The organism is Enterococcus gallinarum NBRC 100675, from assembly GCF_001544275.1.
GTDB lineage: Bacteria > Bacillota > Bacilli > Lactobacillales > Enterococcaceae > Enterococcus_D > Enterococcus_D gallinarum.
On sequence record NZ_BCQE01000013.1, the window covers coordinates 1 to 14,435 of the forward strand.

Here is a 14,435-nt window from a genome sequence, read left to right on the forward strand (position 1 = left end):
TAGATTAAGTGAGACAAGTATAACCAAATATAACAGGGTGGGCAAGAAGATCCATCCGCTAATTCGCTGTAAGCAGACAGATTGTGTTACAGCTCATCGTATAAAGAAGATATAAAGAAATCCAGCGAACCTTGATACTATCTTTACAACATTTTTTTTAAGATAAGATCAAAGGAGAGGAAGAAGATGTTACTACTTTTAGGATTCATGAGTTTTGGATTGATGCTTTATCTATTTTGGTTTCTGTTCAAGGGGGAAGAGTTATGATGAGTTTTGTTTTTCAAGGGCTATTTTTCTTTTTTGTACTACTGATTTTAGCAGCCCCTTTAGGGTTTTATATCAAGATGATCATGACGGGGGAGACGCCCCGTTTCGTCCGCTTTATCCAACCGATCGAGCGGGGATTCTATCGATTGATCGGTTCTGAAAGTCAGCGAAAAATGTCCGCAAAACGTTACTTGATCAGTGTTTTAGGGATCGGGATCTGTTCGCTGCTGTTTTTGACGGGGCTTTTAATGGTTCAAGGTTGGCTGCCAGGGGGCGCAAAAGTTGATAATCTGTCTTTTGATTTAGCACTTAATACAGCAGTCAGCTTTGTCACCAATACGAACTGGCAAGCATATTCTGGCGAGTTGGCACTATCCAATAGTACGCAAGTCTTTGGTTTGACTGTCCAAAATTTCTTGTCGGCGGCAGTTGGTTTGGCTGTTCTTTGTGCATTCATTCGTGGATTGGTTCAGAAAAAAGAATCCTATTTAGGAAATTTTTGGCAAGACATGGTTCGCGGATTATTGTATATCCTATTACCACTGTCCACGATCATTGCAATTTTATTGATCTCTCAAGGGGTCGTTCAAACTTTCAGTAGCGGAATGGCCTACAACAGTTTGGAAGGAGAAAATCTTTGGTTATACCTTGGTCCTGTTGCTAGTCAGGTGGCTATCAAACAGTTAGGGACGAACGGTGGCGGCTTTTTTGGGGCCAATTCGGCCCATCCATTTGAGAATCCGACAATTTTTTCAAACTTTATCGAGAATTTAGCCATTCTCCTTTTACCAGCTGCGCTGATTTTTGCTTTTGGCTTTTGGGTAAAAGACTGGAAACAAGGACGAACGATTTTATTTGTTTCGCTGTTCTTCCTATTTGCCGCTTTTTTAGGCGTATTGATCAGTGAAAACTATGGACCGATTTTCAACGATGTCGTTGGTTCAGCCAATATGGAAGGCAAAGAAATTCGTTTTGGGATTGGCTGGTCAAGTTTGTGGGCAGTCAGTACCACGGCAGCTTCCAATGGATCGGTCAACGCGATGTTGGATAGCTTCACTCCATTAGGCGGTGCAGTGCCGATGTTTCTCATGCAACTAGGGGAAATTATTTTTGGTGGTGTCGGTAGCGGGCTTTATGGGATGTTAGCATTTCTGCTTTTAGCAGTGTTCATTGCCGGACTGCTTGTTGGACGCACACCAGAATATTTAGGCAAGAAAATCGAAGCCTTTGATATCAAAATGGCAAGTTTAGTCATTTTGACGCCGCTTCTGCTGACGCTGTTTGGGGCGATGGCGCTTGCGATGCACCCGGATATTTTGGAATGGTTGACCAACAAAGGGGCTCACGGATTTAGTGAACTGTTATACGGAGCAACATCATTGGCTAATAACAACGGAAGTGCATTTAATGGGTTGTTAGCAGATACCCCATTCTTGAATGTCTTAGGTAGTGGACTCATGCTTTTCTCTCGGTATATTCCGATCATCGCCGTTTTATTTTTGGCTGAAAACATGGGACGCAAGAAGAAAGTATCTGTGAATGACGGCACTCTTTCTACCGTCAATCCGACATTCGTCACGATGTTGATGATTGTGATTTTAGTGATCGGAGCATTAAGTTTTCTACCTGCATTGGCATTAGGTCCGATCGCAGATTTTCTTACGCTGAAATAAAAAGGAGAAGAATAAAATGAAAAAGATATATCGCTGGGCAATCAAGCAAGCATTTCTCAAACTAGATCCGCGGCAACAAATAAAAAATCCAGTGATGTTCGTGGTTTATATTGGTGCCATCGCAGCGACGGTTCTCTGCTTTGAGCAATCTGACATTCCATTGTGGTTTACCATCACGATCACCAGCTTACTTTGGCTCACATTGCTTTTCGCAAATTTTGCCGAAGCGGTCGCGGAAGGTCGTGGGAAAGCTCAGGCAGATAGCTTAAAACAAGCCAAAAAAGATGTCATGACTTACAAAATCAATGATTTACAGGATATCCAATCAGAGCAGTTCATTGAAATGAAGTCATCAGATTTGAAAAAAGGTGACTTGGTTTATGTCGTCTCTGGGCAGCAGATTCCGGCAGATGGCGATGTCATTGAAGGTGCTGCATCGGTAGATGAGAGTGCCATTACAGGAGAATCGGCGCCGGTGATCCGAGAATCAGGTGGAGACCGCAGTGCGGTCACTGGCGGGACGACGGTTGTTTCTGATTACTTGGTCATTCGGGTGACATCAGAAAATGGTCATTCATTTTTGGACAAAATGATTTCAATGGTAGAGGGCACACAGCGCAAAAAGACCCCGAATGAAATTGGGCTGCAGATTTTTCTGATCACATTGACGATCATCTTTTTAGCCGTTGCCGTGACATTGGTGCCATTTACAGAATTAAGCAGCGTTCTTTCGCAAAAAGGCACCGCGATTTCCAGTATTGTAGTGATTGCATTGCTTGTCTGTCTCGCCCCTACAACGATCGGCGCTTTGATTTCTTCGATCGGGATTGCGGGAATGAGTCGCTTGACGAAAGAAAATGTCATTGCCATGAGCGGACGTGCCATCGAAGCGGCTGGCGATGTCGATATTTTACTATTGGATAAAACAGGGACCATTACGCTAGGAAACCGCCGCGCTAGCGCTTTTCTACCGGTAGCCGGTATTAGTGAAGAGCAATTGGCAGATGCCGCGCAGCTTTCCTCTTTAGCTGATGAAACGGCAGAAGGCCGCAGTATTGTTATTCTAGCAAAAGAAAAATTTGGGATTCGAGAACGAGCTTTTGAACAATCGGAAGTGAAATTCATCGATTTTAGTGCCAAGACACGGATGAGCGGCATAGATTATCGTGGCGATCAAATTCGTAAAGGCGCGGCGGATACGATCAAGAAATATGTGCTCGCTCGTGGCGGTACCTACCCACCACAGTGTGACCAAATCGTAGCCAAAGTGGCGCAATCCGGGGGTACCCCGTTGGTAGTTGTCAAAAATGACCAAGTCATGGGGGTCATCTACCTGAAGGATATCGTCAAAAATGGCGTACAGGAAAACTTTGCCGATATGCGAAAAATGGGCATCAAAACCATTATGATCACAGGAGACAATCCATTGACCGCTGCAGCGATTGCGGCAGAAGCGGGAGTCGATGATTTTCTCGCGGAAGCAACGCCAGAAAATAAAATGGAATTGATTCGTCAATACCAAGAAAAAGGACACTTAGTAGCCATGACCGGTGACGGAACCAACGATGCGCCAGCATTGGCCCAAGCAGATGTGGCAATGGCGATGAATACCGGAACACAGGCTGCCAAGGAGGCTGGAAATATGATCGATCTGGATTCCAGTCCTACCAAATTGCTGCAAGTCGTGCGAATCGGTAAGCAGCTGTTGATGACCCGTGGCGCATTGACGACATTCAGTATTGCCAATGATGTGGCGAAATATTTCGCCGTGATTCCTGTTCTTTTTTATGGTATCTATCCTGAACTGGCACAGTTGAACATAATGCAGTTAGGCAGTCCTCTGACGGCGATCTTGTCAGCCGTGATCTATAATGCGGTCATTATCGTCGCTTTGATTCCATTAGCACTAAAAGGTGTCAAATATAAAGAAAAACCAGCAAGTCAAATCTTGCGCCACAATTTACTGGTTTATGGGCTAGGCGGATTGATCGCACCTTTCATTTTTATCAAATTGATCGATATCGTATTGAGCTTTTTCCTACTATGAACAAATTGAAAGAAGGATGCAGAAATGAAAAAGATTTTAGGGACCCAATTGCGTTTCTTGGTTATTAGTATTTTGTTTTTTGGCGGATTGTATACTGCTGTGATCACTGGTGTCGGTCAATTGCTTTTTTCCAACCAAGCAAACGGCAGTCAACGGATTGTAGATGGAGAAATAATTGGCTCGACACTGATTGGTCAACAGTTCCTGCAACCAGGCTATTTTGCTGGCAGAAGTGATGCGGTCTCCCAATTGTCTCCGGTCTCTGCGGAACAGGAGACACTGGTATCAGACAGAAAGACGGCACTTCAAAGAGAAAATCAAATCACAGAGGTACCGGTTGATCTGGTGACCGCATCAGCCAGTGGAGTAGACCCGCATATTACTGTTGCAGCGGCTGAAGTCCAAGTCCCTCGCATCGCCAAAGAACGCAATCGTAAGGAAACAGCCATTCGTGCTATAATAAAAGAAAATACACAAAAAGATTGGTTTTCTGATCGAACATTTGTCAATGTGCTGGAACTGAATTTAGCATTAGATAAACTGTAAGTGATTTTTGATGGGAGAAGCAAAAATGGATAGACCAACACCCTTGGATACATTGAAAGCAGGAAATCGAAAAAAAGGCCGGTTGCGGGTGTACTTTGGCTTTGCTGCAGGAGTAGGAAAAACTTATGCCATGCTTTTAGAAGCACAGGAACTAAAAGCCCTCGGCAAAGATGTGGTGATAGGCTATATCGAACCTCATGATCGTCCAGATACCAATAGTCTGTTGGTTGGTTTGCGGCAGATTCCATTGAAAGAAATCCAGTACAAAGGGATTACGTTGACTGAACCAGATATTGATGCGATCATTCAGCAACAGCCAGCGATTGTCTTGATCGATGAGTTGGCCCATACGAATGCTGAAGGTTCAAGAAACCGCAAGAGGTACCAAGACATCGAAGAGCTCTTGAATGCCGGTATTGATGTGCATACGACGGTCAATGTCCAACACATTGAAAGTTTGAATGATATTGTAGAAGAAGTAACTGGGATCGAAGTCAAAGAGACGGTCCCAGATACATTCTTCCAACAAGCAACATTGAAAGTGATCGATGTCGAACCAGATGAGCTGATCGATCGGTTGGCACAAGGGAAAATCTATGCTAACGAAAATGCCAAGCGAGCGCTGCAGCATTTTTTTATTCCCAAAAAACTGGAACAACTGCGGGGATTGGCGATTCAGCGGGCTTCTGACCACATCAATCGAATCAGTGGCCGAACCAATGGCATCCAGAGCAAACTGATCACGATTGTCCAGGATGCATTCCCTAAAATGGCAGAAAAAAGTATTCGTTGGACAGCGCGATTAGCACAAGGATTAGGTGCTGAATGGACTGTGCTTTATATACGTTCGGAAGAAAAAAATGAAGCAACGACATTAGCCGAAAAGTTAGGCGCGGAAGTCGTTGTCATTGAAGAAGACAATTATTTTGAAACAATCATCGAATATGCCAAGCTGGTGGGAGCCACCGACATCATCATGGGTAAAAACCTGGCCAAGCCATGGTATGAGAAACTGTTTGTGGAAGAACTTGATGTGCGGCTACTGAAACGGTTGCCTGACACTGAGATTCATTTGATTCCTTACAAAGAGGAGCGTGCTTCTATTTTTTCTCTTTCCAAGAAAGTCATCGAAGGAGGGGGAAAGGATCTAGCGATTGCCCTGATCAGTGTTTTCTTAGCGACACTGACGACTGAAGTGATGCAGTATTTGCATTTTGGTGATCAGAATTTGATGCTCGTCTACATCTTTTTTATTCTACTTGTGGCGCGTCTAACTTCAGGCTATTTCTGGAGCGCTCTTTCTTCGATCCTGAGCGTCCTAGCCTTCAACTGGTTCTTCGTTGAACCACTGTACTCCTTGACCGTCTATAAACAAGGTTATCCTATTACGTTAGTCATCATGCTGCTTGTCGCATTGATGATCAGTAATTTAATGGTTCGTTTAAAAAAACAAGCTGTTCATTCAATGGAAAAAGAACAGCAGATGGAAATACTTTATGAGTTGAACAAACAATTTGTTCTAGCAGAAGACCGGCAGCAGATTTTTGATTTGTCAGCCACCTATCTGGCCCGCTTGTTAGATCGCGAAGTGATTTTGTATGATGCACAAGCGCAAAAACAAAGTCAATATGGAGCAAAAAAACAATCCGCATTGAGTCATCCGGAAGAAGCGGCTGTTGCTTATTGGTCTGCCAAAAATCAGAAAGAGTCTGGTTATGGGACCGATACATTAAGTGGTGCTAAGGGATTTTATTTACCGATTATTGCCAATAGCAAAACATTGGCTGTTTTAGGAATTCGCAGAAGCCGTAATTTTCCACTTGAGAACAGCCAACTAAATTATCTGCGCTTAGTGTTGACCCAATTAGCTGTGATTTTAGAACAAACAGAATTGAAGGATGAAAAAGAAAAAATTGAATTAGAAAATGAACGAGAAAAAGTTCGCAGCAATTTGTTGCGGGCAATCTCTCATGATTTACGGACACCTTTAACGGCGATTTCAGGAATTGCGGAAACGCTCTTACAAACCAATAACTCTTTAAAAGAAGCGACTCGCAGCAAGTTATTGACAGACATCCAAAGTGAGTCCCAATGGCTGATCCGCATGGTGGAGAATTTGCTTTCGATCACTCGTATCAACATGGACACGATGCAAGTCAAGAAAACCCCAGAACCAATCGAAGAGATCATTGGTGCAGTCTATGAACATGCTAAGAAAGTCTATCCGGAAAAAGAGTTGATCGTTCAGTTGCCGGAATCGGTCCTGTTCGTAGAAGTAGATCCGATTTTGATGGAACAAGCGATTTTTAATTTAGTAGAAAATGCCTTTCGACATGGTTCAGACTCGGAAAAAGTCTACTTGTCTGTATTTCAAGAAGGAGCAAAAACGGTATGTGAAATAAAAAATACCGGGGAAATATCTATGAAGCAGTTTGAACGGATCCAATCAAATCTGTCTTCAGACAATGAAGTGCCGGTAGACTCAAAAAATGGTCTCGGCATCGGCCTGAGCATCGTCAAAACCATTGTTCATGCCCATCATGGCAAGTTGGAGATGGCCGTAGCAGATGGTCAAACGGTCGTACGCATTTATTTGAATTAACTGGAGGTGGGCATCATGGGAAGAACTGTCTTGCTGATTGAAGACGATCCGACGATCGCCGATTTTATGGAAGTCGTTTTAGAAAAAGAAAGGTATCATATTCGAGTAGCAGAGACTGGAATGGCTGCGCTGACGATTTTTCAGGAACAATCCTTTGACTTGATTTTACTTGACCTAGGACTGCCCGATATTGACGGCATGGAGTTATTGAAAATCATTCGCAAACGGATGGCGGTGCCATTGATCGTGATCTCAGCTCGCAGCAATGAAAGCGAGAAGGTTAAAGCGTTGGATCTTGGTGCGGATGATTATGTGACTAAGCCTTTTGGCATGAATGAATTGCTTGCAAGGATCCGCACAGCATTCAGACATCGTAAGCAAGAGCCAATGCCGCTAGTCATCAAGAATGGTGAATTAACACTTGATACTGAAAGGCAGCTTTTGACTAAGAACGGAGCAGAGATCCATTTAACCAAAAATGAGTACCGAATCTTAACTGTTTTGTTCCAACATCTAGGTAAAGTCGTAACTTACCAAACATTGGCGACAGAAGTTTGGGGACCTTATGGCACTGATCCGCAAGTATTGCGGGTCAATATGTCAAATATACGAAAAAAAATCGAGACCAATACCATCAGTCCTGAATACTTGATCACTGAGATCGGTATCGGTTATCGCTTAAGGGATCATCGCGACTTGTGAGGATTTTTAACAAGAGAAAGCAGACTATTTTTCTATGAGGAAAGACAGTCTGCTTTTTTCTATTGTCATGGACTAAAAAGCGAACACGCTTACGCTTAGACGGTATCAGAACTTTAATCGTTAGCTTTGGTTTTTATTTAGACTAACCATCAATCCTCTGAAGTCCAAAGAAAGGAGAGCAGAGGAAATTACTTTTTCATAGCCCATTAGTACATGATTGAAAGGTTCTTAAACAAAGGAAGATTAGGCTGTTACGCTATTTAAAGAAGGCTATTCTTTGATTTTAGAAATCGTACGTCGAACTTTCGCAATGGAGTCTTGAGATTTGTTGCGGTTGATAAACATCAAAATCACATAGAGCGAATCGATGATACTTAGTTGAGAGATTCTGGAAGCAAGAGCTTCTGAACGAAATTCGATTTCTTCGGAAACGGAGATAAATACGACATCCCCTAATTTGGCTAGCGGAGATGCTGCGTGACTGGTAATAACGATAACTTTGGCGCCGCAATCTTTGGCGACTTGCGCAAGTTCGATCGTTTCTTTCGATTTACCCGTATGAGAAATCAACAGGGCACAATCTTCTGGGGTCAGTAACGCTGCTTCCATCAACTGAATGTGATAATCCGCACTGTGAACGACAGAAATCGGTGAGCGCAAGAATTTATGGTATGCATCAGCGGCAACGATTTCAGAACCGCCTACGCCAAAAAAGAACAATCGCTTGGCACTGTCGATCATTTGGACGGCTTGTTTCAAATCTTCTTCTTGCAGTAGTTTCCGCGTATCGGTCAATGTGGTGAGGTTGGAATCAAAGACTTTTCGCGCCATGGTCAGCTCGTTATCTGATTGCTGAATATTTTCATGGAAAGAGATGGCGGATAAATCATTTTCTTGCATCAACATGGCCATCTTGAAGTCTTTAAAACCGTTGTAACCAAGTTTTTTGGTAAATTGAAAAAATGTCGAATCCGCCATTCCTAGCTCATTTGCTAAATCACTAATGGAACTATGGCTAACCTTACTGGGGTTTTCAAGTATGTAATCGGCGATTGCTTGTTCTTTGGGGCTTAAGTCTTTATAGAGGGTCTTGATTTTTAAGCGAATCGATATAGTCATAGTGTTTTTCTCCTTTTTCAATACATTCCGAAGCCTTCATTTTTAAAGTACAACGATTTCTAGAGAAATGCAAATAAAAAATATTTTTTATTATTTGTATTTACAAAAAAAATATTTTTTGTATAATGAAGATAGAAATGGAGGCGCTATCATGGAGATTGGTATTATCGGTCTTGGCAAAATGGGCTTGAACTTAGCAAGCAATTTAAAAGATCATGGCTATCAAACAAAAGGGATGGATCTTTCTGAACAAGCACGACTTGCTGCACGAAGGGAGGGAATAGAAACATATGAGACTATCAGCCAAATGGTCGCTTCATTTACTGGCAAACGAGTCATCTGGTTGATGCTGCCAGCAGGGGAAATCACAGAATCGGTACTAAAAGACTTGCTGCCACTTGTTTTACCAGAGGATATCGTGATAGAAGGTGGAAATTCAAATTATAAAGATTCGATTCGACGAGGGAAACAGTTTGCAGACAAAGAGGTTGCCTATTTGGATTGCGGCACTTCAGGAGGAATCTCCGGTGCGCGCAAGAATGCTTGTCTGATGATCGGCGGCAACTTAAATGCCTTTCATTCGATTGAACAAATATTCAAAGATGTTGCTATTGAAGACGGGTATCTTTATGCAGGTGCATCAGGAAGCGGTCATTTTTTGAAGATGATCCACAACGGGATCGAATATGGCATGATGCAGGCAATCGGTGAAGGGTTCCAACTGATTGAGCAGAGTGAGTATGCTTTTGATTTAGCAGCAGTAGCCCATGTCTGGAACCACGGATCGGTAATCCGCAGCTGGCTGATGGAGATTGCCGAAGTACAATTTTCCAATAGCCCTCACTTAGAAGAGTATCGTGGTATCGTTGCTGCTTCAGGGGAAGCCAAATGGACGGTGGAAACAGCACTAGAAATGGACGTTGCCGTTCCAACGATCGCATTAAGTCTTTTCATGAGAAATATATCACAAGAGCAAGACAGCTTCTCAGCAAAAGTGGTGTCTGCGCTGCGAAATGGATTTGGCGGCCACGAAATCGTAACAAAAACGGAATAAAGGAAGGAGACTTAGGATGCTTGAGTATAAGATTGCAATAGTCAACTCTAGTAGTTTTGGCAAAATATTTCCTCAACATATCCAGAGGCTCGAAAAAATCGGGACAGTGACTCACTTTGATGTGGAAAGTGACATTTCCGGGAAGGAATTGGCACAACGTTTACAAGGTTATAATCTGATCATCGCCAGTGTGACGCCTCACTTTACAGAGGAATTTTTTGAACACAAAGATGAGCTATTATTGATCACTCGTCATGGTATTGGCTACAACAATATCGATCTAGCAGCTGCACGTAACCATCAAACGATCGTTTCGATCATCCCAGCATTGGTGGAACGAGATGCGGTGGCAGAAAACAATGTGACGAATCTGTTGGCGCTTTTGCGGTGTACCGTAGAATCATCTGTGAAAGTTCGGCAAGATCAATGGGAGTCACGAGCCAAATTCGTCGGGCGAGCATTATTCAATAAAACAGTAGGTGTCATAGGTGTAGGCAACACAGGAAGTTGTGTCGTGGAGATTTTGCGCAATGGGTTTCGCTGTGAGGTATTAGCCTATGATCCCTATCAATCAGCACTCCACATACAAAGTTATGGCGGGAAGAAAGTTGAGTTAGATGAGTTACTGACTCGTTCAGACATCATTTGTCTGTGTGCCAATTTGACAGAAGAAAATTATCATATGATTTCAACCAAAGAAATTGAAATAATGAAAGACCAAGTGTATTTGTCAAATAGTGCTCGCGGAGCACTTTTAGATGAACAAGCAATTGTAGACGGTTTAAAATCCGGGAAGATCGCTGGCTTAGCGACAGATGTTTTAGAAGAAGAACCTGGGCGCAAGGATCACCCATACTTGGCATTTGATAACGTAATCATGACACCTCATACGTCTGCTTACACAATGGAGTGTCTCGAACAGATGGGAGAAAAATGTGTGACGGACATCGAACAGATCATTCAAGGGCAATTACCAGAACGAGCTGTTCAAGATCAAAGCGATTTTCTTGTTTTCTCATAAGGAGGGAAGGAAATGTTAACTGATTTAAAAGTAAAAGTTGGTCCTCAGTTTTATCGCTACCATGAAGGTGCTTTAGCCCATATTCCAGAGCTGCTGCAAGAGTATCAAGCCAAACGATTATTGATCGTTCATGGCTCGATTTCATGGCAAAAAGCGCAACCCAAATTGACTTTTATTAACGAGGCGCCCCAGGATGTTTTTTATCATCAGTATACTGGGGAATGCAGTTACTACGGTGCAAATTTGATCAAAGATCAAGTGGAAGCACATAACATTGATTTTATCATCGGTGTCGGCGGCGGAAAATTGACCGATTTGGTCGGTTACGCAGCCCATCTGACCAATACGCCATTTGGTGTCGTGCCAACCTTAGCAAGTAACTGTGCACCATGGACACCGTTAGCTGTGATGTATAAAGAAAACGGTGAATCTGAAGGAAAGTCAGAGCATTTCTTGCGGCAAGCGGCTTTTTTGATCACAGATCCGACACTAGTGATTGATGCGCCAGTTTCCTACTTTATTGCTGGACTAGCAGATACCTTAGCAAAGTGGTATGAATCAGAAACAATTTTGGCGCAACCACAGCTTCAACATGAGCCTTTTCTACAATTGGCTGGCTACACAGCCAAACTATGCGAGAACGCGATTGTATCTCAGTCAAAACAAGCAATCCAGGATATGGAAGAGCAAAAGGTGACAGAAGAATTCATTCACTTGTCAGAGATTGTGTTTGCAGTTGCCGGTTTAGTTGGTGGATTGGGTGACAAATACGCCCGCAATGCGGCAGCCCATGCGATGCATGACGCAATCAGCAAATATCTGCCAGCAAGTCATCAGTTTTTGCATGGTGAAAAAGTTGCTTACGGTATTTTTTATCAATTAGCGATTGAAGAAAGATGGACGGTTATTGATCAGTTATTGCCATTTTATCGAGAATTGCAGTTGCCAATGTCTCTGCATCAAATGGGGATCTATCCAGAAGACCCGCAAGTGATCGATCAGTTGGTGGCATTTGTTGATTCAAAAGAGAAAGTTCATCTGATTCCGGTTTCTATAACGAAAGAACGGCTGAAAAAAGCACTTTTAGATTTAGAAAACTATATCGAGCAGGTTTAGGAGGAGGAAAAATGGAAACTTTAAGTATTACACAGAGTCTACTGATTGCTTTATGGGTTGCGGCAGTCATGTCTAGATGGCTTGGCGGGGGCGCAACATTAACCCTTCGTTTCTCACCATTGATGACTGGGTTGGTTGTTGGGATTGTAATGGGGGATGTAGCGCAAGCGATGATTGTTACTGCTGCACTACAGATGATTTATATGGGGGTCTTCTCTCCCGGCGGCTCAATGCCAGCTGAACCATCGATTGCTGCGGCTATTGCTGTACCGGTAGCATTATTAGGTAATCTGAAGCCCGAAGCAGCGATCGCAGTTGCTGTCCCAGTGGGACTTTTAGGCAGTTATTTGTATCAGTTCCGGTTCTTTATCAATACATTTTTAGGGAAGTATACGGATAAAGCAGTGGAAGATATGAATACAAAAGCAATTACTCGTTCGATCATTTTGTATCCAACGTTGGCCTCATTTATTTTATTTGTACCGCTTGTTTTCATCGCACTTTATCTGGGTGCACCACTGATCGCCGATGTCATCAATGCCCTTGAAGGGACTGTCGTAATCCATATTCTGGAGGTAGTAGGCGGTGGCTTGGCAGCGATCGGGATTGCAACGACTGTTTATGTCATTGGTCGGAAAGATTACATGGTTTTCTTTTTCCTTGCCTATTTTATGAGTGTCGTACTGAAATCATTGGAAATCACTATGGTTACTTACGCAATCTTTGGTGTTCTGATCGCATTGATCTTTGTACAATCACAAAAAGGAAAATTAGCTCCAGTTGCTGAAACGAATACGTCCAATGCATCCTTTGATGAGGACGATTACGATGATGGATTCTAAGAAACAAGGAGGAAGGAAAAAATGACAGAATCAGTGAAAGCTACGCAAGCCGCTCCAGAAGAAATCACAAAAAAAGATGTCACGAAAGCTTATCTCCGTTGGCATTTTGCCAATGAGATTCCCCATTCATTTGAACGCTATCTGGCACCGTCACTTTTATACGCAATGATGCCGATCTTACGAAAATTATATAAGAATGAAGACGCCCTCAAGGCTGCCTATAAGCGGCAACTGCTCTTTTTCAATACGCAATTGAGCTGGGGGGGCGGCGTGATCACAGGCCTGATGTCTTCTATGGAACAGCAGCGGGCAGAAGAAGAACATGAAAACAAAGAAGTTCTGATGCAAGATGATTTGATGTACAACACAAAAGCAGGGTTGATGGGCGCTTTAGCAGGGATCGGTGATGCGATCGATTCTGGAACAGTACAGTATATCTTTATTGCGATCGCTGTTCCATGGGCCCAGCAGGGAAGTCCGCTAGGTGCATTGTTCCCATTTGTCTGTTTTGCTTTATACCAAGCATTTTTAGGTGTATTTTTTGCTCGACAAGCTTTTGCAATGGGGCGAAACGCGACCGGATTGATGCAAAGCACCGGTGTTCAGACAGCAATCGAAACATTGTCTGTTCTCGGGTTGTTTATGATGGGGGTCCTAGCCGGAAACTATGTCAATGTCTCTTCTTCGCTGAAATTTGATATTTCAGGACGAGAATTTATCATTCAAGATATTCTTGACCAGATTGTTCCAGGTATCTTGCCATTGGCTGTCGTAATGGGTGTTTATTGGTTCTATACGAAAAAAGGCTTAAAAGTTACGCAAGCACTGCTCTGGCTGACTTTGATCTTGATCATTCTCGCCGGCGTAGGGATTTTATAGAAAAGGAAGTGGAAAACAATGGGTGTAGTAAATTTAGCACGTGTGGATGAACGGTTGATTCATGGGCAAGTCATGATGACGTTGTCTCAAAAAAGCGGGGTCAACTCTATCTTCGTCGTTGATGAAGTGGTTGCCAAGGATAAATTCATGCGAGATCTATATAAAAATGCCGGCAGTCGCACAGGACAAAAAACGATTGTCGTGACACCAGAAAAAGCAAAATTTTATTGGGATGAATATGCGTTTAAAGAGTACAACTGCATCCTGATCGCAAAAACCATCAGTGTGATTTATGATCTGGTCACCCATGGTGTGCCAATGAAAGAGTTGAACATTGGCGGGATCGCACAGAAAGATCCAGAAAAAGATCTGTTAGTCACAAAATCTGTCTACTTGAATAAAGCAGATGCCGCAAGATTAAAAGAAATGAATGAACACTATGGGGTCGAAAACATCTATTTCCAAGCAACACCTTCTGCTCCTAAATCCTCTTTAAAAGAGGTCTTGAAACAATTCGGATTATAACTACCAAATACAGCAAATGAGCTAGTTCCATCAATAACAAAA

11 protein-coding genes and 1 pseudogene are annotated in these 14,435 nt (G+C 42.8%); 11 read left to right on the plus strand and 1 reads right to left on the minus strand.

Going from position 1 to position 14,435, the window contains the following annotated elements; all coding sequences use genetic code 11:
- Positions 1-263 precede the first annotated feature (263 nt).
- From kdpA to EG2_RS08710, 5 genes and pseudogenes are all read left to right on the plus strand, one after another.
- Positions 264-1,940 (plus strand): potassium-transporting ATPase subunit KdpA, encoded by a 1,677-nt coding sequence (gene kdpA / locus EG2_RS08690; protein WP_060814371.1) that lies wholly within the window; start codon positions 264-266, stop codon positions 1,938-1,940.
- Positions 1,941-1,950: 10 nt separating this feature from the next.
- A pseudogene (gene kdpB, locus EG2_RS08695) lies at positions 1,951-3,987 on the plus strand (potassium-transporting ATPase subunit KdpB); the annotation flags it as partial.
- A 24-nt stretch (positions 3,988-4,011) separates the two neighbouring features.
- The gene (locus EG2_RS08700; RefSeq protein ID WP_060814373.1) at positions 4,012-4,533 is read left to right on the plus strand and encodes a potassium-transporting ATPase subunit C; all 522 of its coding nucleotides are present in this window, start codon (positions 4,012-4,014) and stop codon (positions 4,531-4,533) included.
- Positions 4,534-4,558: 25 nt separating this feature from the next.
- On the plus strand, positions 4,559-7,135 hold the full coding sequence (locus EG2_RS08705; protein ID WP_060814374.1) for a sensor histidine kinase: 2,577 nt from the start codon (positions 4,559-4,561) through the stop codon (positions 7,133-7,135).
- 15 nt (positions 7,136-7,150) lie between these two features.
- Positions 7,151-7,837, plus strand: a complete 687-nt coding sequence (locus EG2_RS08710) for a response regulator transcription factor (RefSeq protein ID WP_060814375.1) — start codon at positions 7,151-7,153, stop codon at positions 7,835-7,837.
- A gap of 270 nt (positions 7,838-8,107) precedes the next feature.
- Here EG2_RS08710 and EG2_RS08715 read toward each other — a convergent pair whose 3' ends face one another.
- Positions 8,108-8,956, minus strand: coding sequence for a MurR/RpiR family transcriptional regulator (locus EG2_RS08715; RefSeq protein ID WP_003125570.1), 849 nt, complete (start codon positions 8,954-8,956; stop codon positions 8,108-8,110).
- Between the two features lie 151 nt (positions 8,957-9,107).
- Here EG2_RS08715 and gnd point away from each other — a divergent pair, with 151 nt between their 5' ends.
- Genes gnd through EG2_RS08745 form a run of 6 tightly spaced genes read left to right on the plus strand, consistent with a single transcriptional unit; the run spans position 9,108 to position 14,393 of the window.
- Positions 9,108-10,010: a phosphogluconate dehydrogenase (NAD(+)-dependent, decarboxylating) gene (gene gnd / locus EG2_RS08720; protein ID WP_060814376.1), complete on the plus strand. Its 903-nt coding sequence runs from the start codon at positions 9,108-9,110 to the stop codon at positions 10,008-10,010.
- A gap of 16 nt (positions 10,011-10,026) precedes the next feature.
- Entirely contained in the window at positions 10,027-11,031 is a 1,005-nt protein-coding gene (locus tag EG2_RS08725; protein WP_060814377.1) for a D-isomer specific 2-hydroxyacid dehydrogenase family protein, read from the plus strand.
- Between the two features lie 12 nt (positions 11,032-11,043).
- Complete coding sequence (locus EG2_RS08730; RefSeq protein WP_060814378.1) at positions 11,044-12,147, plus strand: iron-containing alcohol dehydrogenase family protein; 1,104 nt, start codon at positions 11,044-11,046, stop codon at positions 12,145-12,147.
- Positions 12,148-12,158: 11 nt separating this feature from the next.
- A complete protein-coding gene (locus tag EG2_RS08735; RefSeq protein ID WP_060814379.1) occupies positions 12,159-12,989 on the plus strand; it encodes a PTS mannose/fructose/sorbose/N-acetylgalactosamine transporter subunit IIC in 831 nt (276 codons plus the stop codon).
- Between the two features lie 21 nt (positions 12,990-13,010).
- Positions 13,011-13,868, plus strand: a complete 858-nt coding sequence (locus EG2_RS08740) for a PTS system mannose/fructose/sorbose family transporter subunit IID (RefSeq protein WP_060814380.1) — start codon at positions 13,011-13,013, stop codon at positions 13,866-13,868.
- An 18-nt stretch (positions 13,869-13,886) separates the two neighbouring features.
- Positions 13,887-14,393 carry a PTS system mannose/fructose/N-acetylgalactosamine-transporter subunit IIB gene (locus EG2_RS08745; protein WP_003125581.1) on the plus strand — a complete coding sequence of 169 codons (507 nt, stop codon included), beginning with the start codon at positions 13,887-13,889 and terminating at the stop codon, positions 14,391-14,393.
- Positions 14,394-14,435: the final 42 nt, after the last annotated feature.

Bases quoted from the DNA above. Each gene is read 5' to 3' on its own strand.
- EG2_RS08700 (WP_060814373.1), top strand. From the start codon at position 4,012: ATGAAAAAGATTTTAGGGACCCAATTGCGTTTCTTGGTTATTAGTATT.
- EG2_RS08710 (WP_060814375.1), top strand. From the start codon at position 7,151: ATGGGAAGAACTGTCTTGCTGATTGAAGACGATCCGACGATCGCCGAT.
- EG2_RS08705 (WP_060814374.1), top strand. From the start codon at position 4,559: ATGGATAGACCAACACCCTTGGATACATTGAAAGCAGGAAATCGAAAA.
- EG2_RS08735 (WP_060814379.1), top strand. From the start codon at position 12,159: ATGGAAACTTTAAGTATTACACAGAGTCTACTGATTGCTTTATGGGTT.
- EG2_RS08740 (WP_060814380.1), top strand. From the start codon at position 13,011: ATGACAGAATCAGTGAAAGCTACGCAAGCCGCTCCAGAAGAAATCACA.
- EG2_RS08730 (WP_060814378.1), top strand. From the start codon at position 11,044: ATGTTAACTGATTTAAAAGTAAAAGTTGGTCCTCAGTTTTATCGCTAC.
- EG2_RS08745 (WP_003125581.1), top strand. From the start codon at position 13,887: ATGGGTGTAGTAAATTTAGCACGTGTGGATGAACGGTTGATTCATGGG.
- EG2_RS08715 (WP_003125570.1), bottom strand. From the start codon at position 8,956: ATGACTATATCGATTCGCTTAAAAATCAAGACCCTCTATAAAGACTTA.
- EG2_RS08725 (WP_060814377.1), top strand. From the start codon at position 10,027: ATGCTTGAGTATAAGATTGCAATAGTCAACTCTAGTAGTTTTGGCAAA.
- kdpA (WP_060814371.1), top strand. From the start codon at position 264: ATGATGAGTTTTGTTTTTCAAGGGCTATTTTTCTTTTTTGTACTACTG.
- gnd (WP_060814376.1), top strand. From the start codon at position 9,108: ATGGAGATTGGTATTATCGGTCTTGGCAAAATGGGCTTGAACTTAGCA.